Origin of the sequence: Leptothoe sp. PORK10 BA2 (assembly GCF_034932105.1) — a bacterium.
GTDB lineage: Bacteria > Cyanobacteriota > Cyanobacteriia > Phormidesmidales > Phormidesmidaceae > Leptothoe.
On sequence record NZ_JAYGIG010000122.1, the window covers coordinates 52,556 to 74,808 of the forward strand.

Annotated in this window: 17 protein-coding genes and 1 pseudogene; 4 read left to right on the forward strand and 14 right to left on the reverse strand. The window is 50.6% G+C overall.

All coding sequences use genetic code 11. The annotated features are described in order from the left end of the window. Nucleotides 1–83 precede the first annotated feature (83 nt). The 7 genes from VB741_RS19110 to VB741_RS19140 all read right to left on the reverse strand — a co-directional run bounded on the left by VB741_RS19110 (nucleotide 84) and on the right by VB741_RS19140 (nucleotide 9,582). Complete coding sequence (locus tag VB741_RS19110; protein ID WP_323366795.1) at nucleotides 84–524, reverse strand: hypothetical protein; 441 nt, start codon at nucleotides 522–524, stop codon at nucleotides 84–86. Between the two features lie 9 nt (nucleotides 525–533). Further along, nucleotides 534–1,931, reverse strand: a complete 1,398-nt coding sequence (locus tag VB741_RS19115) for an ammonium transporter (protein ID WP_323366796.1) — start codon at nucleotides 1,929–1,931, stop codon at nucleotides 534–536. A 321-nt stretch (nucleotides 1,932–2,252) separates the two neighbouring features. Further along, nucleotides 2,253–2,786: a hypothetical protein gene (locus VB741_RS19120; protein WP_323366797.1), complete on the reverse strand. Its 534-nt coding sequence runs from the start codon at nucleotides 2,784–2,786 to the stop codon at nucleotides 2,253–2,255. 5 nt (nucleotides 2,787–2,791) lie between these two features. Further along, nucleotides 2,792–4,654: a DUF1989 domain-containing protein gene (locus VB741_RS19125; protein ID WP_323366798.1), complete on the reverse strand. Its 1,863-nt coding sequence runs from the start codon at nucleotides 4,652–4,654 to the stop codon at nucleotides 2,792–2,794. A gap of 259 nt (nucleotides 4,655–4,913) precedes the next feature. Beyond that, nucleotides 4,914–6,857, reverse strand: a complete 1,944-nt coding sequence (locus VB741_RS19130) for a primary-amine oxidase (protein WP_323366799.1) — start codon at nucleotides 6,855–6,857, stop codon at nucleotides 4,914–4,916. Nucleotides 6,858–7,182: 325 nt separating this feature from the next. Next, nucleotides 7,183–8,625, reverse strand: a complete 1,443-nt coding sequence (locus tag VB741_RS19135) for an acyl-CoA dehydrogenase family protein (RefSeq protein WP_323366800.1) — start codon at nucleotides 8,623–8,625, stop codon at nucleotides 7,183–7,185. Between the two features lie 57 nt (nucleotides 8,626–8,682). Beyond that, nucleotides 8,683–9,582 (reverse strand): phytanoyl-CoA dioxygenase family protein, encoded by a 900-nt coding sequence (locus VB741_RS19140; RefSeq protein WP_323366801.1) that lies wholly within the window; start codon nucleotides 9,580–9,582, stop codon nucleotides 8,683–8,685. A 117-nt stretch (nucleotides 9,583–9,699) separates the two neighbouring features. Between VB741_RS19140 and VB741_RS19145 the strand changes: the two genes are divergently transcribed. Further along, on the forward strand, nucleotides 9,700–10,431 hold the full coding sequence (locus VB741_RS19145) for a substrate-binding periplasmic protein (RefSeq protein WP_323366802.1): 732 nt from the start codon (nucleotides 9,700–9,702) through the stop codon (nucleotides 10,429–10,431). 279 nt (nucleotides 10,432–10,710) lie between these two features. Beyond that, nucleotides 10,711–12,225: a glutamine synthetase family protein gene (locus tag VB741_RS19150; RefSeq protein WP_323366803.1), complete on the forward strand. Its 1,515-nt coding sequence runs from the start codon at nucleotides 10,711–10,713 to the stop codon at nucleotides 12,223–12,225. A 187-nt stretch (nucleotides 12,226–12,412) separates the two neighbouring features. Here the strand turns inward: VB741_RS19150 and VB741_RS19155 are convergent, their stop codons facing one another. Next, nucleotides 12,413–13,738, reverse strand: a complete 1,326-nt coding sequence (locus VB741_RS19155) for an alpha-amylase family glycosyl hydrolase (RefSeq protein WP_323366804.1) — start codon at nucleotides 13,736–13,738, stop codon at nucleotides 12,413–12,415. A 573-nt stretch (nucleotides 13,739–14,311) separates the two neighbouring features. Beyond that, on the reverse strand, nucleotides 14,312–14,773 hold the full coding sequence (locus tag VB741_RS19160) for a hypothetical protein (protein WP_323366805.1): 462 nt from the start codon (nucleotides 14,771–14,773) through the stop codon (nucleotides 14,312–14,314). Between the two features lie 195 nt (nucleotides 14,774–14,968). Between VB741_RS19160 and VB741_RS19165 the strand changes: the two genes are divergently transcribed. Then, a complete protein-coding gene (locus VB741_RS19165) occupies nucleotides 14,969–15,964 on the forward strand; it encodes an endonuclease/exonuclease/phosphatase family protein (RefSeq protein ID WP_323366806.1) in 996 nt (331 codons plus the stop codon). Between the two features lie 239 nt (nucleotides 15,965–16,203). Here VB741_RS19165 and VB741_RS19170 read toward each other — a convergent pair whose 3' ends face one another. The 4 genes from VB741_RS19170 to VB741_RS19185 form a co-directional block, all read right to left on the reverse strand. Further along, the gene (locus tag VB741_RS19170) at nucleotides 16,204–17,625 is read right to left on the reverse strand and encodes a ferredoxin:protochlorophyllide reductase (ATP-dependent) subunit N (RefSeq protein ID WP_323366807.1); all 1,422 of its coding nucleotides are present in this window, start codon (nucleotides 17,623–17,625) and stop codon (nucleotides 16,204–16,206) included. 121 nt (nucleotides 17,626–17,746) lie between these two features. Beyond that, a complete protein-coding gene (locus VB741_RS19175; RefSeq protein WP_323366808.1) occupies nucleotides 17,747–18,106 on the reverse strand; it encodes a DUF5331 domain-containing protein in 360 nt (119 codons plus the stop codon). Nucleotides 18,107–18,250: 144 nt separating this feature from the next. After that, complete coding sequence (bchL, locus tag VB741_RS19180) at nucleotides 18,251–19,114, reverse strand: ferredoxin:protochlorophyllide reductase (ATP-dependent) iron-sulfur ATP-binding protein (protein ID WP_323366809.1); 864 nt, start codon at nucleotides 19,112–19,114, stop codon at nucleotides 18,251–18,253. A 618-nt stretch (nucleotides 19,115–19,732) separates the two neighbouring features. Next, the gene (locus VB741_RS19185; RefSeq protein ID WP_323366810.1) at nucleotides 19,733–20,728 is read right to left on the reverse strand and encodes a hypothetical protein; all 996 of its coding nucleotides are present in this window, start codon (nucleotides 20,726–20,728) and stop codon (nucleotides 19,733–19,735) included. Between the two features lie 469 nt (nucleotides 20,729–21,197). On the opposite strand from VB741_RS19185, the gene VB741_RS19190 reads away from it, so the two are divergent. Beyond that, on the forward strand, nucleotides 21,198–21,884 hold the full coding sequence (locus VB741_RS19190; protein WP_323366811.1) for an MrcB family domain-containing protein: 687 nt from the start codon (nucleotides 21,198–21,200) through the stop codon (nucleotides 21,882–21,884). Here the strand turns inward: VB741_RS19190 and VB741_RS19195 are convergent. Beyond that, nucleotides 21,881–22,253, reverse strand: a pseudogene (locus VB741_RS19195) (hypothetical protein); the annotation flags it as partial. The gene VB741_RS19190 and the pseudogene VB741_RS19195 overlap by 4 nt on opposite strands.

A 22,253-nucleotide genomic window follows, 5' to 3' on the forward strand; every position in this document is an offset into this window, starting at 1 on the left:
TATAGAAAAAAGCACTGTCCTCCTAAAGAAGCACAGTGCTTGGACTACCTGTCCAGTATGTTGCAGAAGCTGAGTCTGAGACCCTAGCGCTGATGAGGGCCAAAATTACGGTAAGACCGCTTTCGGCGTTGGGATTTTCCCCGGCGTAAGTTGGGCAAACCAATGCCGGTCATCCCCAATAGAGCCAAGGGCAAAGCCTGTCTAGACGACTCGGCTAGCCTTGTTTTAGGAGTTTCTTCGGCAGATTGTCTGCTCTGGTTGGTGTGCTGCAGCTGATCAGCCGCCACCCACGACAGCAATCCAATCACAATAAAACTGCTCAAACGGTTGAGAGATTTGTCCACGGTCGGTAATTCATGGTGCTTCGAATAGGTGGCGAAAAGAAACCAGAAAAAGAGACCGACAGAGACCAATAGGGCAATGGCATTGATAGCTGGGGTGTGGGCAAAAGTATAAATTGCCCCTCCCGTAGGACCATCAACCGCACCATTAAACTCTTCTATCGTTGAAAATGGACTTGGCATGGAGACTCCTTACATCAGTGGTCTTGCTTGCGGTACGGAGATGGCAGGCTCTGGTGTATGGCCATTTTGTTCAGGCAGAATCGGATATTCTGGATAGCCCTCTAGACCAAAGTCCGAAAGATCTAGACCCACAATTTCTTCTTCAGGAGAAATCCGTAGCATACCCAGTTTCTTCAGCACAAAGCTGACACCATATCCGGGGATAAAGCCAAGGATGACGGTGCAAATAAAGGTGCCCACCAGCTGGGCAAAAAATCCAGTTAGGGGAATACCATCACCTTGGGGATAGCCAGAGGCCATAATCCCCACTGTCATTGCGCCAAGCATACCGCAGTAGCCATGGACAGCAAACGCACCCACTGCATCGTCAATACCTGCTTTTTCAACGGCAGCACCCACAAAGGGCATGGTGTAAGCACCAATAAAGGCGATCAAAATGATGATGGCGGGACTATACAGATCCATCCCTGCACCCACGGAGATAATTCCCGCTAGACCACCTGAGATGGTATAGAACGGATCGGCCTTAGAACCAATGTAGGCACCCACAATACCAGAACACAGGGCCAAGGTTGTATTCACACCGATGGAGGCCAGGGTCATGGGCGTACCATAAATGGTAATCTCCATGGTTTGACCTGGAACAAAGATGACGCAGGCGGCTAAAAACGCATAGAAGCCTACGAAAATCAACATCAGGCCCACCATGGTCAGGGGCAAGTTGTGGGGCAGGATTGCTCTCGGTTTGCCGTTGGCGTCAAACTTACCAATGCGAGGACCTAGGTTGATTAGGACACCCAGGGCAAAGAAACCAGAGACACCGTGTAGTACTGCCGAACAGCCAAAGTCATGGTAACCAAGGTTAGTGAAAAACCAACCGTAGGGATTCCAACCCCAAGCCGCTGCGACCACCCAGGTGAACGATCCTAGGATCACGGCCAAAATGGAATAGGCACCTACTTTAATCCGCTCAATTACAGCACCGGAAAGAATAGATGCGGTGGTCATGGAAAATAGGGCAAAGGCAAACCAGAAGACACCGGTGAGGTTATCGGCAATGTTGGGACCCATGGCGGGCGACCAGGGGTAGGAAGCTTGCACCAAGCCCAGTACAGACCCAACAGTTCCTTCAGACGCTGGATCGGTCCAGGGGCCAACAATCCCTCCCGTCACTGGGAACAGCGGGAAGGCATTGTATACCCACCAGCCAAAGAAGAAGAAGGTAAGACCGACAATTGATAGGGTAAGCAGGTTCTTGACCATGGTGGCCAGAACATTCTTGGCACGCGAGGCACCACCTTCGTAGGCTAAAAAGCCCGCGTGGATCAGTAGCATAAAAACGGAGGCCCAATAGTAATAGGACTCCGACACGAAAGTTGCGAGAAACTCTTGTGATTCAGGAGACATACGCGGCTCCAGTATGAGATCAACGACAAATGGTCAACAATAACTGGACGATGGGTCGGTTAGTCAGAGTATGAGAAGTAGCCCACACAAACTGTTCAAGTATTCACAGAAACAGTTAATAAACTAGAGGCATTCAAGGAACCTAATATCTCATAATTACTTGTTCTGACTGACCCAACTAAATTGACTGGATTGGTACAACTTAGATCGGCTTGTTATATCAAGAGTATGCAACGCAAATCTTAGCAAGGCTGTATTAATTACTACTGAAAAGCACCCGTGATCCCCGTTTTTACAATTCTCCTTATTCCGGTCTGTTGGCTACAGACATGGGCCATGGTTGAGCTTCTGCCCTAGGGTCTCCAGATCTTTATGGGCTAGATGCAGTTCTAGGGTGGGTTTACCCTGGGTTGGATGGTGCCAAATCAGGATCGGCATACCGGCGAATTGGGCGGGCACCGCCTGATGGTTAGGGATATGATCTAGCCGGTGAGGGGGTCTGACGGTGGCTTGAGCCATGATTGTTGGCAGCTCGGAAATGGGTAGACATAGGCTGCCTAGCCAGTCAAATTGGGTGAGCCAGATGGCGGGCTGGGGCTGGGAAATGAGTTGGGCCAGATCCCCTGCATAGACAATGCGAAAGTTGCGATCGCACAACCGTAACACCGAACAGTCTTTGCCCTGTAATACGGTCTCCATGGACTGAAACGGGGCCAAATACCCCACATCATTGCCAAACAGCTGCATGGCCACCTTTAACCCATCCACCCCGGCCAAGTCCCAAAGGGAGTGGTGCCGGGAGTGGTGCATGGCTGTATCCGGATGGGACTGCGGCTGGGGGGGATGCATGACCATGATGGTTATATCCGTACCCGACTTTTGGTGGGATCAAAGGCGGCTAAGGGACCCACCGTGGCGACTAGGCGACGCTTAAGGCCATCCAAGAGACCCACCTCCACCCGAGTGCCGGAGTCTGCATATTCAGGGACAATCTGGGCCATGGCGATGCTCCGATTCAGCACCGGCGAGAACGTAGCGCTGGTAATCTGACCGATGCGCCAGCGTTCACCCTGGGCATAGATATTTTGGCCATGGGTGGCCACTTCATTACCGTCCAATACCAGGCCAACGGCCACCCTAGATGGATGCTGGCGAATCTTTTCCAAAGCCCCCTGGCCCATAAAGTTTGGTTTCTTCAGGGCCACGGTCCAACCGATGCCTGCCTGGTAGGGAGAGGTTAAATCATCAAACTCATAGCCCGATGCCAACAGACCCGCTTCAATTCTGGCTCGGTCCAGGGCCTGCATCCCCAGGGGTAATAGGCCAAAGCTTTGGCCTGCCTGGAGCAATCGGGTCCAAAGTCGGGTGCCATACTCAGGGTGAACAAACAGCTCATAGCCCAGTTCACCGGTATACCCCGTGCGGGAAAGCACCAGGGGAATATCTCCCACCTTAACCGCCGCAAATTGAAAATAGCCCAGGGTGTCTAGGGTGATGGTCGGCTCCGCAAAAGAGACCAATGGCCTCAGAATATCGCGAGATTTGGGCCCTTGGAGCGCTAGGTTGTGGATGCGATCGCTCACTGCCTCAATCTCCACAGTCCATCCCTGACCCTCGGCAATGCGCCGGAGCCAGTCCCCATCCGTATCGCAGTTACCCACATAGCGATAGTGGGTGGGACTCAAGCAGAAGACAATACCATCGTCCACAATGCCGCCATGGGGATTGAGCAAGCACCCATAGGCAGATTGGCCCGGAGTGATTTTCTCCAAGTTACGAGAAAAAGCATATTGCAACAGGGCAAAGGCATCGGCCCCCGTGACCTCAAATTTTCTCAAGGCGGAGAGATCCATCAGGGCGGCCCGTTGGCGGAGGGCCCAATATTCCGCCTGGTCACCCTGGTGGGCAAAACTTTTGGGCACCCAAAACCCGTTGTATTCCACCAGGTCATCAGTCAGTTGCCGAATACAGGGGGTAAAGGCACTGTCTTGGGTGAGGCGCAGGGGAAAATCTGCCGCCACCCGTCGACCAATGGCTCGGGAAAATGTCGGATTAGCCGATTGCTCAGCCCCATAAATCCGCACATGGATCGGTGTGGGCTGCCAGCCATTGGCCGGATCAATGTCGTCGGGACAGGCGGAGCTAGCGCACAGCAGATCTTGGTGCGCCTTAAGCAGGACGTAGTCCCCGGCTCGGGACCAGGACTCTTCCGAAAGAATGTTGCCGTGGCAGTCCACCTGGGTGTTGAAAAAAAAGTTAATGGCGGGCCAGCCGGATCGGTTGGCCAGGCCATGGGGGGCCAACGCCCGATTAAAATTATCGCTACAGCTGGGATGGCCTGGATAGCCCGCATCTTCATAATAGCGGGATGTGCAGGCCAGGAAAAAGCTGTCATGGCGGCCGCAGGTGTCTTGGATCACTTCCACCAGGGGCTCCATGGTCTGGGAGAAATATTTGCTGTGGAGTCCTGCCTGGGGATTGGTGACGCCGTTGAGGGTGCGGGTGACGGTGCTGTCGATTTCCTGGCTGTGGTTGTGGGCGTTGAAGGCGAGGAAGTCAGAGCATTGGGCCCCGGAGACATCGATAATTTGGATGTATTGCCCCTGGGTGACGGAGTAGGAAAGGGCGGTGCCGGGGGCAATGCGGTACTCGGCGACAACGGGGCCTAGGGGGCTAGGTATGTCTTGATCGGTGGGGGGCGATAGGACGGTAGAAAGCACCATGGGAACACAATTTTTATGGTAGATAAATTTTTATGGTAGATATACGTTTAACAGTCTCCTCCCCTTGAGCAGGCTACAGTCTGATTTATGGTGTGTACATAAGTCGGAAAGAGGCCTCTTGCAGAGTGGGCTAATCCGAGGCCAGATATATCTTTTGGGACATTTTTTTAGCTCTGTGTATACCGTAGCCTGCTTAAGGGGAACCATTTGCCAGCCAACATTTGAAAGCTTTAGACTGCTTTCTTTTATGGGCGCTTACCTACCCACAGCAAGCCTGTTTACTCCCATGGCTCTTCGGCGATGGGGGCACGTCATTGGCCGGATTCTCATCAAAGAAGTTCAGCGGTTTCAACATAAACCCAATGGTCCCCACCGGCATCACCGGCCAATCTTCCGCCCGGGGAGAGTGACTGTGGGCAAAGGTGTACCACACCACCAAATCCGTGTTCTCAACGGAGCGATCCGCCTGGGTCCAAGCCGGTAGCCCCACCCCACCAGGGTGCTGGTTGGGATAGTCTCCCGCCGGATATTTCTCCTCGGCACTGTAGGGAGTGACCCACAGATGTTTGGTCATGTAGGTGGCTCGATTGATCACACTGGCGTCAGGCCGTGCCAACGGTAGGGTGTTTTCCCCCGGCATTAGTTTGTAGGCGGTGGGATAGCCCATGGCGTTGGTTTTGGATGGGTTCACAATCTTCCAATAGCGCCCCTTCATCGGATCAATCAGACGCTGGGCGGCTTGTTCCGTGGGCAGCAAGGTGGACTTGGCATAGAAGGCATTGCCATAGGGGTTATGGTCATCGTCCTCAGGGACAATATTTACCTCATAGACAGAATTATTGGGACCGTCTATGGCCATGTCCATGCGGACATTGAAAATGTGTTGGTGGATGGGGGCATTGAGCTGGGGGGCAATCAGGGTGCCATATTGGGGTACTTCCCCAGGCATCACGGCAGCGGTACTGACCATGCCCGTGAGTTTGACTTCGTATTGGATAGTGCCGTCCTGGTAGAAGTACCAATAGAAGCCATATTCGTAGTTGCCCACGGTGGCGATAAAGGAGACCACCAAGCGACGGGACCGTCTCACTTCCGTCTGTTCCGTGCGCCAGTCCATGTGCTTCCAAAGGATGCCAAAATCTTCCTCATGGAGACAGACGGCATTTTCAATCTGGGCCACCTCACCCCGAGAATTGGTGATAAAGGCGTCGAAGTAGTAAATTTCTCCCAGGCAGTCACAGCCTAGCTTGAGGGAATTAGCCAGGGAACCAATGCCATATTCCCCCACGTCAAAGGCATTTTTGCGATAGGCATAGGGTTTTGGATCGCCGTAGGGCACGGTCATTTCCGCCAAGGAAGCCCGATAGAAAATGGGGCGTTCTTCCCCTTGGTCTGTGTAGGAAACGGTGTAGAGGACTAAGCCTTCGCGGGGGGTGAAGCCCACGCGAATTTTCCACTTTTGCCAGGAGATTTCATGGCCGTCAACTGCAAAGCTAGGACCTTCGGGTTGAATAATCTCTAGGGGTTTTAGGTCCTGGCGGTAGTTTTTGACATATTCAGGGGTGTAGTTACCATCCTGAGGAGGTAAGGGCACGACGCCATAGTCCTCCACCCGGATCACCTTCATTTTGTTCAGATCCACCACGGGGATGACGCCTTCAATGGGTCTGGCATAGCCGTTATCCGTGGGGTTGGCTTTGACCCAGCAGAGGGCTCGGGACAATCGAACCCCTTCTTCATCGGCAATGCCATAGTTACCGGCGGACCAGGGATCTACCATGACTAGGTCTGGATCGGTGATGCCCCGTTTTGCGATCGCATCCCTAAACTCCTGACTCGCCTTAACCACCGTCTCGCATTCCATAAACTCGTCCAACATGATGGGAGGTTGCACCCCAGGAATGTGCTCCCAGGATTTCACTCGACCCTGACTGAGGGAAACGACAACTTCGTAGGTTTGGGCCGTGGCATTATCCAACAAGATTAAAAAGGCCTCTCGCTCGATGGCATCCCCAGGCTTAAAGCTCAAAACCGTCTCTTTTGTCGGTTCATTTAGGGTGACCGTGGCAAACCGAAAACTTGCTCCCAGGGACTTTTCCTGACGCACAATAGCCACCGCTGCGGTAATCTCATCAGGGTTTAACGGTTCCAATGGATGGGCGACCGTTACAGTTGCAATGATTCTTTCCTTGGCTAGGGTCATGGGGATGTTCTCCTTGGGGAATTACTAAGGTGTTTTCTCGAAAAAGCGATACCAATTGAAAGCCCCCCTTCCATGGCAATAGTTCTATGGTCCCAACTAGGCATAATGGGGTTTCCAAGATTTTGGGGGGATAGGATTCAAAACCCCCAGAATATAGTCCAAGGGTCCTTCAGGAAGGGTCCTTCTTGAAGGGGGTTGAGGGCACGGATAACGGGTATCTTCTCCGCTGGAAATGTTCTAACTTCATGAATTCTCTAACTTCCCCCTTTGCTTACGCCTTGCCCGCAGGGCTTTAGGGGGAAACGCCAAAGTCATGAGCTTTTTTTCAACTGCTAACCACAGCCATGGCGGGTACCTTTGCCGCTTCAGCTTCGTCTAACTCCGCCAACAGACTTTCTGCTAACTGGCGCTTCTTGTCCGCATCCATTTTCTTCAGCTCGTTGTTGAGCACCCGCTCATTCACAGACTGGTTCCAATAGTCGAGACTTTCAAACCCAAGCAAGGCAGACTTGCCCACAAACTGTCGCAAAATCTCGTTGGTAGGACCCATCACCCAACCCGCTTTGCCATCCCGCAGGTAGCGCTCCACTTCCATATCTTTCTTGAAGCCAGAACCGCCGCAGGCGTGGAGCATTTTGTCACACACATGGGCCACATTCTTCGCCGCTGAGAATTTAATTTGCCAATACCAGTGGAGATAGGCCGACCGAGGTAGGGCGGTAATATCGGCATGCAATGACCAGTCACAATCATGGGTTAATTTATCCATCAATTGACCCATGGAGAACGTATACATGCGGCAGGCACTGGTGTCGATAATTGCCTCACCAAAATAGTCCTGAATGGTGGGATAGTCCGCCACCCGCATACCCACATCCACATGTTTTTTGCGAGTAACATGCTTTTTCGCAATGTCGATGGCCCCCATGGCAATGCCATTCCAACAGGCGGAGGAGCAAAGTAAGAAAAACGGATCGACAATCTCGTCATTGGAGGATACCCCATCCCCCGCTGGTCCCACCATGCGCTGGGCGGGAATGGTAACCCCATCCACCAACAGCGTCCCGGACTGATTACCCCGCAACCCTAGGGCATCCCACTTGTGGGGTTCCGCCTGAACCTCGTCTCCATAGATCAGAAAACAGGAGAGGTCAGAATAGTCTCCAGCAAAGTCAGGGCTGGTGGTTTGGACGATGTACCAATCGGCAAAGCCGGCGGAGGTGGTCCAGGAGGCTCGCTTGAATACCTGCCAACCGTCACCGGTGGACTTGGCCTTGGAGGAAACCGGATACCAGAAGTGGGAGCCGGTTTCTGGATCAGAATAGGAGAGGGTGCCGATCAGTACTTCAGCATCCAGTCGCTTTAGGAGTGATTGCAATTCTGGATTGTCATGGGCCCGGAATAGGGCGGCGGCAACCGCCCCCAAATGCATGGTAAAACACATGGCCGTACTGGGACAGCCATAGCGGGCGATGGTTTCCACCACCATGGCGGCACAAATATGGTTTTCTCCTAACCCCCCCCATTCCTGGGGGACAAACAGACCTAACAGCCCCAGGGACGCCAAGGCTTTGAAGTTTTCGCGGGGGTAGATCAGGTTGCGGTCAGATGCGATCGCATTCGGCCGTAGTACCTTGGCACACAGGTCAATCAGTTTCGCCTGGATGGTCTGTTGTGCTGGAGTAAGCAGCCACTGGGGGTCAAAGTCCCCACTGAGACCGTTAAACGGATTTTCGAGGGGTGGATTCGTCAAAATTTCGGTCGTCATGGGGGCTTAGGAACTGATGAAAAAAAATTAAAAGAAAACGTCCTCAGACCTACGTCTTCAGACAACAGCCGCAGCTGCGGCTGCCAACGGATCGGCACAGTAATCAGCTAAATGGGGACTGCGATACCCATCTTCTTGCCATAAAATCGGAAAGAAACTCTCATCCATGCGAGTATCGCCCACCCGCTTGTAGCGCCCGTAGATATAACCCGGCTCATGCACTGGGTGGAATTGGGCTTGGGCTGGAATCGTATGTAGGCCAATACTATGGAATGTGCCCTCCGTGCGAGTGGTCTGGCACAGCCCATGCCAGGTGCGCCCATGGTGAAAGGCACAGCCCCCGGCCGGAACTTCCACAAAGACTAACTCCGGCTCATCCACCCCAGCATTCTCTGCCGCCTGCAACATGGCCCAGCGATAGTCCTTTTTCGGCGCATGGAACTCACCCTCCACGTTGGCCAGGGGCCATTTGTGGGAGCCCTTGGCATAGACCAAGGTGCCATCCGCCGGGGTGGCATCGTCCAGGGCAATCCAGCAGGTCATCATGGCGGCTGGGTCTAAATAGTCGATGTAGGCCCCGTCCTGGTGCATGGCCACGGGCTTAGCCTGGGGAGGCTTCATCCACATGCTGTCCTGGCCAATGCGGGCACCGGTCCAACCGCCTAAGGTGGCGGTGAGACGGCCAATTTCTGAGGAAAGGACGAGGCTGGCAATGGTGCGATCGCATTTCCACGCGTTACACATTTCCCGAGTTATATCCGGCAGACTCAAGCCTGGCCGCCAATACCACTCATCGGGATAGATGCCCGTATCAAAGTCTCCATGAAACAGGGGGCCTAAACGACTCACCAGCTGTCCGACAAAATCGGAAGGCAAGAAATTTTCCAGAATCAAAAATCCATCCTCTTGGAACTGACGAATCTGTTCCTGAGAAAGCTGAACAGGCTGATAAACCATAAAAGCACCCCTGATGCTTTAAAACGGAGATGTCCAGTTGACAAAACAATCTGGACGTTCTCTACTTGTCATAATAAGTTGTAAGCTTATTTGCGATGTGCCCTTTGCTACCCTTTTATGGAATCTCAAGAATTGTTAACAGCTAATTTAACAGTCCAGCCGGGTTACTTAAATATTGTGGCCAGTGACTTTGATGCCCGTCCCATGAGTTATCTAACGGAGGATGGACAGCGGGCGGGCTATGAACCTGACTTAACTCGGACCATCTGTAAACAGCTGGGGTTAACACCGGTTTGGCACAACTTGCCCATGGCGGAGTTCTATAGCTCCATGGCCACCGGCAACTACGATGTGGTGTGGTTCAACCAGGCCATCACCCCAGGCAGGCAACAGCAGGTCACCTTTACCCAACCCTATGGCTTGTTTGATGAGTCTGTTTTAGTCAGGGCGACCAACCCGGCAGCCTCTCCAGAGGATTTGGCCGGTCAGCGGGTGGGAGGATTGGCCGATAGTACGAATATTGCCCTGGTGGACGGTTTCCCAGGGGCAACGGCGGTGCCCTATCCTGGCAGTGACAAGGTTTTGCCTGAAATGTTGGCAGCCCTGAGGGCGGGAGAAATCGACGCCCTAATTGATGACGAGTTGGTGCTGCTAGTGGCCGAAGCAGAAGATCCGAACCTGCGCATGGCCTTTAGTCTGCCCACACGAGCCCCCTTTGCCATTGGCGTAGCGAAAAACCGACCGGAATTGTCAGAGAAGCTAGACAATTGTCTCTCCAGTTTGATCATGGATGGCACCTTGGCCCAATTGTGGGCCCAATGGATTCCCTGGAAACCTTTCCCGTTTTAATTAATTTTTTTAATCAATTCCAAGACATACAACCATTGCTGATGTTCGGGATAATTTTTTAAGCTGAAAGATTCTGGCAAACTGCCCCTGATCTTGCTCGGATTATCCCCTAAATCAGCAATAGCTTAGTCTGATCCCATTCAGCCCTGGAATTTTGCCATCGAGGAAACCATCGACTTGGCTACGATCTTGGCTACGATTTAGTAACCTTCGACACAAACTTATTATGACAAGTTGGTTTTTACTATAACAACTGCCCCATAGCTGGAGATTCCTATTGTGACCGGAGTTCTCACCCAATCCCCCTCTTCCACAGAGGTGACGTTAACGGATTTAGAGGCTTATGTTCAGTCGGATGGCCGAGTTGAGTTAGTACAGCAGGTGCGGGCCAAAATTAACGAGCTGGGTATTCAATACATCTACTACCAGTTTGTTTCCCTGACTGGCAAAATCACCGGTAAAGGTGCGCCTGCCGACCATTGGGAAACCATGGCAGAAAAGGGGATTCAGCTGGTCTATGGGGCGACCGTAAATCTCGCCCTTGACCGGACTCAAAATTATTTGGGCTATGGGCCCGAATCAGCCGAGCTAGTGGCAATTCCCGATCCTGAGACCTTTTGCCAGCTACCGTGGGATAAGCGCGTCGCCAGGGTCTACTGTTTCTGTTTTCGCAACCGCGAAGAAGAGGAAAATCCCGGTGCTTTTCTGACCAGCGACTGTCGCGGCAATCTCAAGCGCATCCACGATGAATTTAAACTAAAGCACGGGCTACAGCTACGCCATGGCTGTGAGCCCGAAATGATGTGGCTCAAAAAGGGCCCTGACGGCAAGCCCGACGGTGGCGCTACCAAGCCCAACTGTTACCACATTGATCAGTTTGAAGAACTACGTCCGGTGTTTCTGCGAGTGATTGAATACAGCCGCGCCATGGGGCTGGATATGATCCAGGGAGACCATGAAGATGCACCGGGGCAGCTAGAGTTAAACTTTATGTATGACGATGCGTTGCGAACCGCCGATCGTCTCACCACCTATCGACAAATCTGTGCCCAGGTAGGCCGTGAGTTTAACCTGATTGCCTGCTTTATGTCGAAGCCTTTCATGGGGGTGTCAGCGTCAGGCTGTCACCATAATCTCTCCCTATGGCGTGACGGAGAGGAGACGGTCAAAACGTTTGATTTAGAAACCCTGCCTGGGTTAGAGGGTAACTATACCTATAGCCATGGCGGCGAGAACACCTTTTTGCCGGTGGTCAGTGACTCTCCTCGGCTGCCGGGGCCCATTGGTCTGAACTGTATTGGGGGGGTGATCGCCCATTTAGGGGCACTCACCGCCATTGGCTGCTCCACCGTCAATTCTTACCGCCGTCTGTGGGATGCAGGATTTTGGGCACCGGTTTATTCTGACTGGGGCTATCAGAATCGCACCTGTGGTCTCAGGGTCTCGGCCCCAGGGCGCTTTGAGTATCGCGCCGTAGACTCCATGGTGAACCCTTACCTGATGGCGGGGGCCATACTCAAAGCCTTTGACGACGGCATCACCAAAAATCTTGATCCGGGCGACCCAGAACATCGCAACATTTATACGGCGATGGAAGAGGGTAAACAGGTGAAGAAGCTCCCCATGTCTCTGGGGGAAGCGTTAGAGCGTCTGGCGGATGATGAGGTGATCAAGTCGGCCCTACCCGGTGATATGTACCGACTCTTTGATGAGTACAAGCGAGATGAGTGGATTCGATTTCTCGCGACTGTCAGCAACTGGGATATGGATAACTACATAGCCTGTCTGCCATAGGCGAGGAAAACACTATGGCTGTTGCCCCCTGGAAATCTAGGATCACCTCCTTGTCCAGGGGCGACACCATGGCCTCGAACCCACCCTACCTGAAACATTAACCCAGACTGTCATAGGGCATGATCTGCTTGATTCCTACTTGATTCAAAATAACCCCATAGGTGCCCTAAAGCACCCTAAGGGTATCCTAATCATCTGCCAACCACATCTGAGCGGTACGGGGTGGGACCAGCAGGGTAAATCGATCACCCGACAGCTGTAGCTCATATCCGTGGATCAAGTCCTTAAATGTGCCAGGATTTTTCAAGCCAAAGGTACTAAAATTCGCCCATTGGTTAGAACCGCCCTTATTGATCGCAACAATTCCTTTGCTACCACGACGGAAGACTAGTAGGGTATCACTTTCATACAGCATCTCCATCCTCTCACCCTGGACCCCATTGTTGAACTGGATCATGGCTTTGATATCTGGACGCTTATAGGCATCGAGCCAGCGATCGCGATCGACTTCATGGTGAGATTCATTGTGGTCAGAGTAGATCAAGGGAACGCCACCGTCACGACCCAAAATATAGGCATGGGCTAAGTGCTCATCCTGAGGGTCCAACAACCAAAACCGAAACCCGTCATTGTGGGGTATATCATGGTTAACCACAAAGGTTACAGCCCGGTTCCAGGGCAAGGCATTACCATGGTCTTGGGGGCGTACTAGAGTGCGTAACGAACCACCGATGCCAAAGGCTTCACGAATGGCGTTAAATAGCGGAAAATCATAGGCCGACATCCGGGTTTCTCGGAGAAAAGGTTCGAGAAAAACTTTCTCATCGTGATCGCTGCCCGTTAATACTTCACCAAACCAGAACTTCTCTCTCACTTCTGGTCGATCGGCAATATTATCAACCATGCGCTCAGTGAGGTGTTTAATCGCATCAATTCGAAACCCATCAAATCCCATGGCTGCTAGAGCACTTACCATGTGATGCTGCTGTTTGAGTACCCAGTCAGAGTCCTTCAGATCGGGCAAACCTGACAGGTTCTGATACTGCACTGCACCACGATCCGACCATTCTCCTCCTTCAATTTCACCTGCGTGGTTAAAGTCATGGGTAGAAAACAGTCCAGTACTGAGATCGCCATATAAGCGGTTCTCTTCATATAGATCTGGCTGGCTTTGGTAGAGTTCTAGTTCTGCCTTGCCAGGAAAGTCAAAGCGGTCCTCACGGGCCTCGTTCGCCATGTGATTGATCACCAAGTCGGCATACACCCGAATCTGAGGGCTACTAGCATGGCAGGCAGCGATTAGTTCTTCGAGATCTTTTTTCCCACCGAGATGAGATAGCAGCACCCGATAGTCCTTAGGCTGATAGCGTTGCCACCACTGATCACCTTTGGGATCGGTGTACAACGGTGGAGGAATCAAAATCGCACCGTATCCAGCCTGTCGGATAGAGTCTAGGCTGTTAATAATCTCTGTATATTTCCAGTTAAACGCGTGAAGGGTAACAGTGCGCATATGATGATGTCCCTATGATGGTGATGTATCAAAAAAAATGAACCAATGGTGCATACAACCAAGATGGGTGATTTTCCCTACCGTTACAAACATATTTCATTTCTCGTGGGATTTTCCACAATCAAGCCATGTGTCCAATAAATTTTCCTTATCAATGACAGGATTGATTCACCTGTTTGCACTTGGCCGGGAGGAGCCGTAGACTCATTTATGAATGATACCTCAAAGCTCCTAAGTCTCTGCCCACTTGTGTTTTGACGGTTCCACTGGCGGCAGACATACTCACCGTAGTAGGGGTAGAGTTTTTCCCCGATTGCCCGGTTGAGATTAATATAGTAAATTCGCCACTGTAGGTTTTTATAAATTGTCTGTCGTTGGGCCAGAGTGGGTTTATCTGTAGAGATCGGCTGATGGGGTTGGAGTAAGTTTACGACAAGGATTGCGATCGCAATCTCCGCGCTTCAGGTGTGGGATGGGTATCGGCCAACAAAGCAGAGTCAGATTGAATATTGCAGGTCTCAGAAAGTGTTCGTAAACGCTCAGAGTCTCTTGGTTGTATCCCGATTGCTCTTTTCAACAAACCTCAATCAGCAGCTGATTTGGTTTAAGTTCTAACCCAAGGCTCATGTCATAGCTCAAGCCATCAATGAACTCCGTCAACACCTCCAACGTAGCTGGATCTTGGAAGTGCTCAGGTTTGGTCTCAGGGTGAGGATAATAAATTAACCCATTCACCCGTTGACCAGAACTAAGTACCAGCCGACAATCAAAAAACGAAAAATCTTCAGGTGGGGCATCAGCTGCCCATTTTATCTGTCTGAAGGTATGTTTTGCCTGCTTTACGACATAGCGATAGGGATGAATAGAGAGATTGATCGTTCCGGGGAAATAGGGGTCCAGGGCCAGACCCTGGGACGCAAATACAGGCTGCTGCATCCGAATTGTTCCCCCTGGAAATCTAGGGTTACCCCCTTGGCCGGAGGCGACACCATGGCCTCGAACTACTTTGCCGACAACATTAACCCAAGCCGTCATAGCGTCTGCTTTTCTTGGTTCACAATATCTTCATAGTAAACTCAGTCTTGACAAGAGTATTGGCAAAGTTCTTGCCAATACTCTGGAATTGTTCGATACAGGCTGTAGCCCAGCTCAACCTTATTCCTGGTAAATCTTGTTGTGGCTCAATCAGGGTGCATCTGTCTGACAAATCTTTATGCCATTCCTGACCCGATGAAACGATTTCCCTGCATCCTGGCCTATACTTGCCTAATTTTGGCCGTAACCATCACCGGGCTAGCTCTGCTTACCAACCGTTTTGGCTGGCCCCTGTACCTAGAAATTTTCTCTCACTTCCAGGTGCAGTACTTCATGGCCACCCTTCTACTGGCGGTACTCACCTTATTTTTAAGACAGTTTCGGATCCTATTAGTTATCCTTTTCTGCAGTGCCATCCTATCTGCCCAGGTTTTTCCCTGGTATGTCCCGTCCTCTCTGGGTGCCCCGGCCAATTACCGCATCCTATCGGCAAATTTGAACTTTGGTAATCGCGATGTCGCCCCCACCCTGGCCCTCGTAGCCGCTGAGCAACCGGACTTAGCCCTATTTATAGAAGTCGGCCAAGCCATGGAACCTCAGCTGGATGTCCTGACAACAACCCTGCCCTACAGTACCCACATCGCCGCAGAATTTGGCCTGTTGTTGTATAGCAAACATCCCCTGATCGATGTTCAATTACAGCAGTTTGGTCTCTATGCTCGAAAATCCCTAGTCGCCCATGTAGATATCAATGGACAGTCGTTCTCCCTGGTGGCAGCGCACCCCCTACCCCCCGTAGAACCGAGAATGTTTCAGTCCCGCAATACCTTACTGGCCGATGCGGGAGACTATATTAAAACCCAAACTGAGCCGGTGTTCTTTCTCGGGGATCTGAATATCACCATGTGGTCCCCCTACTATCAATCACTCATTCGTAAAACCGGTCTCAAAAATGCCCGTCAAGGCTTCGGCATTAGCCCTAGCTGGCCAACGGTGTCTAGATATGAGGGGCTGCCCAATATCGTTCAGGCCCTGGTTAAGCCGTTGCAAATTCCCATCGATCACTGCTTGGTTAGTGCGGGGGTAACCGTGGTCAATAGTCGCACGGGGGCTGAAACGGGTTCTGATCATTTGCCGATCATTACTGACCTGTGGCTCAGGTCTGAAAATGTCAGGGCCGGGATTTCCTGACATTTTCTGTAACGACAAACCGAGGGCTCATATCTACCCGCTAGATCAGACTTGATCGTCGTACGGGGTACTAACTCAAAGCGGGATGTTTTTCTAAGGATAGTATTCAGAAAACAGAAGCCAGGAGTCAGGGTCTCACTGACTTCTGGCTTCTGGTGCCGGATTCTCCACCTAGCTAGAATTTCCCAGCTTCAGGTGATACCCGCCGTACGGTGCGTTCTTCTCAAAAAGAGACTGCTTTAAACGTTAGCCTCTTCCTTGACAAGTTTGTTCCACCCTAGGTCCTTAAGGTTGCTGTTGCGTCGTAATGGACGAGTCACTAGCTCAAGAATGTCGCGGGTGCTGCCAAAACCGTGGATTTGGGCAAAGGTAAACTCTACGGACCACTTAGTATTAATCCCCCTAGCCTCCAGTGGATTGGCATGGGCCATGCCGGTAATGACCAAATCAGGCTCAATTTCAAGAATTTGCTGGATTTGGTTATAGTTATCGGGCTTTTCAGTAATCTTAGGCTTTGGCACACCCATTTCTTCACAGGTGCGTTCCAACAGTTGCAGCTCGGCCCCTTGGAAGCGCTTATCCATGTAGGGAATACCAATGGCAGGTACGGTCATGCCACAACGGATGAGGAACCGAGCCATAGCGATTTCTAGCAGGTTGTCACCCATGAAGTAAACCGACTTGCCCCGGATCAAACTGACGTAATCTTCCACAGATTCCCAAATCTGGGCTTCGCGCTCGGCAAGACCTTGGGGTTCAACGCCTAGGACTGAGCAGATCTTTTCGACCCAGGCCCGGGTACCGTCGGGACCAATGGGGAAGGGTGCGCCGATCACTTTTGCCTTTTTCCGGCGCATTAATGTGGAGGCGGTGCGGGACAAGAAGGGATTCACACCAGAAGCGAAATAGCCTTCTTTAATTACGGGCAGTTCAGTATATCGGTTCTCGGGCAGCCAGCCAGAGACCTTAATTCCTTGCTTTTTCAGCTCCAAATTGAGCTGGGTGACCACTGGGTTTGGTACGGAGCCAAAGAGGATCAGCGGTGTGTGGTCGTGGTACTCAGAAACAGCGGCATCGGGGGCCTCGGCTTCAGGCTTGCGGCCGATGCTCAGTAGCTTGGTGAGGCTGTTACGATCTTTCTTCTCGGGTTCGACTATGGCTTTAGCGGCAGGCTCTTCCGTGGGGCAGCGCTGGGCCATGGCGGCAAGGACGGTATCTTCGCCTTGGGTAAAGGCATAGTCAAGGCCGTTGGCCCGAGCAACGACGATGGGTACTCCGATTTCTTCTTCTAGCACCGGGGCGATGCCTTCGAGGTCGGTTTTAATGATTTCGGTGGTGCAGGTGCCGATCCAGACGATTACGCTGGGGTTGCGATCGCGTTTAATCTGCAAACACAACCGCTTCAGCTCTTCATAGTCATTCAGCTTGGCGGAGATATCCCCCTCCTCCAGCTCAGCCATAGCGTAGCGAGGCTCAGCAAAAATCATCACCCCCATAGCATTTTGTAAGAAATAACCACAGGTTTTAGTCCCAATTACCAAAAAGAAACTATCTTCAATCTTTTGGTACAGCCAAGCTACACAGCTAATGGGGCAAAACGTATGGTAATTGCCCGTGTCGCAATCAAACTCAAGGGATGGAGTATTGGCAGTTGTTGTCATCGTGATTAGAGTCCTTAGAACAGTATCGACACTTGCCGAAAGAGGCTACAGAAAAGCAGTCGTAGCCACACCTCCAGCAATCGTTCGCCGGGCAATCATCCGATGGGTTGTGGTACTTACTCTACAGACCTTCCAGACCTTCCAGCAGGGGCGTATTATCGTCCCCAGACGAAGCATCTAAAGTAGGTCCAACGCCACCCTTGCCATCCAAAGCCATCTCTGGATCAAAGTTCAGCCCAAGCACTTCAACCAGGGCATCCTCATCGGAGTTGAGCTTATAGAACGGCACCATCAGATTAGATAGCTTCGGCTCTATGGCATTAATCACACCCAAGACCAGCAGTGAAGAAGGACGACGACCCCCGTCAGGCGTTCTGACAGAAACGTTGTTCATCTGCAACTCTAACCAAGCACGATTGTCTTGCACATAGTTCAACCACTTATCACGGATGGAGGTGGTGAAATTCTCAAAAAAGGCCATATCTTGAGACTGTTTCTAAAAATGAATAGGCACGCAGCAATTTAGCACCTCAGCGTCAGAATGGCCAGTCTTTTAAGAAACTCACTGCGAATAAACGACCAGCAACCGATCAGATTAACCGGGAAATCGTCACCCAATCATGGGCTAGACCATCATTAGGTCCATTTCATTTTCCTTAGCAGCCGGGGCTTCGGGTGGGTTGAGGTAGAAGTCCGAAAGCAAGGCGAACAGCTCACGATCACTGGAATCCGTAGGGATCACACCCTCAGGCTGGGCAATGAGCTGATCGGCAATATTCAGATAGTACTGGCATACTGGCTCCAAGGATGGATCGGTCTCAGCCATCTCAAACATGGTTTTGCCTTTTACCCGAGAAACCCGAATATCCTCGATCAGAGGCAAAATTTCCAGCACCGGCATGGGTACTGCTTCAATGTACTTATCGATCAGGTCCCGCTTAGAGGTGCGGTTACCAATCAGCCCAGCCAGCTTCAGGGGGTGGGTACGGGCTTTCTCCCGCACCGATGCCGCAATCCGGTTAGCGGCAAACAGGGCATCAAAGCCATTGTCAGTGACAATCATGCAGTAGTCAGAATAGTTCAGCGGCGCGGCAAAACCACCACAAACCACGTCACCTAAGACGTCAAACAGAATGACATCGTATTCATCAAAAGCATTGAGCTCTTTCAGTAGCTTGACGGTTTCACCAACCACATAGCCACCGCAACCAGCTCCCGCCGGAGGGCCACCCGCTTCTACGCAGCTGACACCGCCATAGCCCTGATAAATCACATCTTCAGGCCAGATATCTTCGTAGTGATAATCCCGCTCCTGTAGCGTGTCAATAATAGTGGGAATTAAGAACCCTGTGAGGGTAAACGTACTATCGTGCTTGGGATCACAGCCGATTTGCAGCACTTTTTTGCCGCGATTGGCTAGTGCGACAGAGATGTTGCAACTAGTGGTGGATTTGCCAATGCCGCCTTTTCCGTAGACCGAGAGTTTCACGCTCGTTGTCTCCTTTTGGTGGGTGGTCTCTGGATAGTGAGTTCCAGGAACCATGTCTGTGGCTCATTGTGGTGAACAATTGAAATATTGGATAGGGGGAATAAAAATGAATAGCTGAGTAAATCAGAGTTTGAAGCCCCTAAAATATGAAAAAACAGATTAAAGGGCTTTTATTCTAAAAAATGGCCTGCTGAATCCTTAAATCAGTTTTTACTAACCGAATATATAAAATGTGGAACAAAAAGCAAAAAACTATATCCTTCGCGAATCTATTGGCAGTAAAAGGTTTCACCTTCTGCTTAAAGACTTAATGTTTATCTTTGCGGGGATCACTAAGGTTTCCATCCTGGGTTTGCCGATGGTGCATTAGGGATAAAGCAGAACCATCCCCAGGCCATGCCCCCAATCCATTCCTCACCTAAAGCCGTGCCTATCAGGGGGAGTGAGCCCCAAGTATTGCTCCAGAAGCCTGAGGGCCTAGGGCGCTTTACCCGATTGACCCACACCAGACATCGGTTTATATAGGGCACCTTGAGGCGATTTCCTGGGCCAGCTCCGACAGTTGGGGCTCAGATTATTGTTAAGAATGTTTTAGTTGAAGGAAATTAAAACAAAGTGCTACGGGTTTGTATCGTCTTTTAAACTTTTGTTTTCAGAATCGGTGGGAAACCCGGTGAAGTCGTCACGGGCTGTAGCAAAATTTTCAGGGATAAAGAAGCTGCTACTGACGGATAGGTCGTCATCCCATTTGGGTTTGGTGATGTCGGTCAGGGGCTGATACTTGGTTTTAAATTCGGTAATCGCCTGGTTCAGCTGCTCAGCCGTTTCCTGCTCAGATTTAGTGGCCCTGGAGGATAGGGTTTGGAACTGTAGTTTAAAGAAAAGCGCCTTTGACAGGTCGTTTAGGCCCTCTTGGGTGTTGAGTTCGGGGGCAAGGGTTACCCTACTGTTGGCCAATGCGGTTCGGATCATTTCAGGATTGAGCCGTTGAACCGTTTTCTGTAGGGTTTGGACAGCCAAAGGGATGAGGGCGGCTTCTAGCCCATCGGTACGTATTATTTTGTGGTACTGAACTAGGCGTGCTAATAGCGGCACTATGCGCTTAGGGATCTGCTCGCCTAGGGTAGGTATGGGTTTGGATAGCCGATTGCTGAAGGTTTGCAGGGCAAGGTAAAGTAGCTGCTTACTTTCAGGGAAGCTGAGCTTTGATTGCTCGTTGTGTAGCAGGGCAACGGCAGCTTGTGCCATTTCGACAAATTCTGTTGCGGGTAGTTTTGGTGATACTTGTTGTAAATAGGTGCTAATGAGTAGGATTAGGGTCTCTTCTGTTTCTATCAGGCGGTCTCTGGCTTTTTGAATCGTGCTTTTAAGTACTGTCTGTTTTGCTGTTTCTAGCAATGTGTCTGGATGTTTGAGCAGTTGATAATAGCTGGCTACCTGGTGGATGAGGTCGTCAAGATCGTCGTCTTTCAGGTCCATTGCTGCTGCTAATGCTCCAATGGTGGCCTGTAGTTCTAGCTCGGTTTTGGGTTTGCCAAAGGTCTGTTGAAAGAGGGCAAGTGCTGCTAAGAGTCTAGGGGAATTGGGATTGGATGCAAGCGACTGGGTTGCCATGGGACCTACTATTTTGATGACGGAAAACAGGTCGAAACTGAATAAATCTGCCACCATGTCCTTCGGATGTGGCCATTACCCTTATTTTATGTAACTTTTATGTAATTCGGAGCATTTGAGGATATGGCAGACCCTTGAAGGTACATTGTGGGTAGGAATAGCTGAAACTCTTGATTTCCAAGGGAAAAATATCTAAAATTGGCACTCAACCGGCAAAATGTGCGAGGGATGATTATGCTAAAACTTTCTACCTAATCATCCATAGGAGCGGATTAGGCTGACGTCTTTCCACCTAATCACCTATATGGGGATCTGAGGCAGAAATATTTCCAACTAATCATCCGTATGGGGTAGATAGGTGGAAACTTTCCCTCTAAGTAATAGTTATGCGACTTGGCACTACTTGTCGAGAAATGCTAAAAGGGAAATCATGGGATTTTCCAGGAAACTCGATTTGAAATTATAGAGCATGCCTATCAAAGAGCTATTGCACAAAGTTCTTCTTGAATATCCAGAAGTTAGTAAGGAGGGATTTAAGGGTCACCAGTTCTCCAGTTTCTTTAGGAAAGAGATCTCAAGTCTCATCAAAGAATCTTTAGATTTATCCGATATTTATAGCGTCAAAGCCTCTACAGGAAATGGCGCATGGGCCAAAGTTCCTTGGATAGCAATATTTAACAAATTAGTAACTGAATCTGTGACTTCGGGCTTTTACTGTGTTTACCTGTTTCGAGTGGATTGTTCTGGAGTCTACCTTTCTTTGAATCAGGGGATTGCAGCTAAACGAGATCAATATGGGCTTGGTGTGTCAAGAGATATGATTAGAAAGCAAGCAAAGCTTTATCGAGAGATTCTTACAAACGATTCAATCGAAGATTTCTCAGACCCTCTAGATTTAAAGCTAGATGCTATTCCAAAAGAGACAACCTCTAGGAGACTAGGTTTGGCATACGAAGCAGGAAATGTTGTATCAAAGTTATATTCAAAAGGGAACATTCCTGACGATTCAACTTTGGTTGACGATATCACGAAACTGCTTGATATTTACTTTTCTCTTTTTCAAAAGATTGACCTAGAGGAAAACCGTGAAATATCTGATGATAAGGAAGATGAATGGTTTGAGCTGGACAGTGCGAAGTTTCTGTTGAGTGATTAGGCGGCAGAAGCCATCTGTTGCTGGGGTTCCGGAGGCCTGATTCTGGCAGCGAGTAATTTAGGAAGAAGTAGAGTGGGTCTACGTTTGGCTAAAACTATCGGCTGTAGATGCTGAAGCGCCATACGAACAATCTGTTCGCTGGGAAAGCCATGATTTGGCAGGGTTCTAAACCATTGTGGAAAATGAGCCCAAACGACATCAGGTAATTCTAAGGCCAGCACTTGCAGCAGTCCTAAGGCAATGGCGTTGAGATTAACAAATCTCTCGAACGCTTCAATTTTAGTGGCGACGCCAGCCTGGAACTGAGCATCGAAGTCAGCCAGGACAAGATTCTTAGGCCAGCTAGAGGCTCTGGTCATAGCGCGTAGC

Coding starts and splice junctions, on each gene's coding strand:
- VB741_RS19110 (WP_323366795.1), bottom strand. CDS start 524: ATGCCAAGTCCATTTTCAACGATAGAAGAGTTTAATGGTGCGGTTGAT.
- VB741_RS19115 (WP_323366796.1), bottom strand. CDS start 1,931: ATGTCTCCTGAATCACAAGAGTTTCTCGCAACTTTCGTGTCGGAGTCC.
- VB741_RS19130 (WP_323366799.1), bottom strand. CDS start 6,857: ATGACCCTAGCCAAGGAAAGAATCATTGCAACTGTAACGGTCGCCCAT.
- VB741_RS19185 (WP_323366810.1), bottom strand. CDS start 20,728: ATGGCAACCCAGTCGCTTGCATCCAATCCCAATTCCCCTAGACTCTTA.
- VB741_RS19135 (WP_323366800.1), bottom strand. CDS start 8,625: ATGACGACCGAAATTTTGACGAATCCACCCCTCGAAAATCCGTTTAAC.
- VB741_RS19145 (WP_323366802.1), top strand. CDS start 9,700: ATGGAATCTCAAGAATTGTTAACAGCTAATTTAACAGTCCAGCCGGGT.
- VB741_RS19160 (WP_323366805.1), bottom strand. CDS start 14,773: ATGACGGCTTGGGTTAATGTTGTCGGCAAAGTAGTTCGAGGCCATGGT.
- VB741_RS19190 (WP_323366811.1), top strand. CDS start 21,198: ATGCCTATCAAAGAGCTATTGCACAAAGTTCTTCTTGAATATCCAGAA.
- VB741_RS19125 (WP_323366798.1), bottom strand. CDS start 4,654: ATGGTGCTTTCTACCGTCCTATCGCCCCCCACCGATCAAGACATACCT.
- VB741_RS19140 (WP_323366801.1), bottom strand. CDS start 9,582: ATGGTTTATCAGCCTGTTCAGCTTTCTCAGGAACAGATTCGTCAGTTC.
- VB741_RS19175 (WP_323366808.1), bottom strand. CDS start 18,106: ATGGCCTTTTTTGAGAATTTCACCACCTCCATCCGTGATAAGTGGTTG.
- VB741_RS19165 (WP_323366806.1), top strand. CDS start 14,969: ATGAAACGATTTCCCTGCATCCTGGCCTATACTTGCCTAATTTTGGCC.
- VB741_RS19170 (WP_323366807.1), bottom strand. CDS start 17,625: ATGACAACAACTGCCAATACTCCATCCCTTGAGTTTGATTGCGACACG.
- VB741_RS19155 (WP_323366804.1), bottom strand. CDS start 13,738: ATGCGCACTGTTACCCTTCACGCGTTTAACTGGAAATATACAGAGATT.
- VB741_RS19120 (WP_323366797.1), bottom strand. CDS start 2,786: ATGGTCATGCATCCCCCCCAGCCGCAGTCCCATCCGGATACAGCCATG.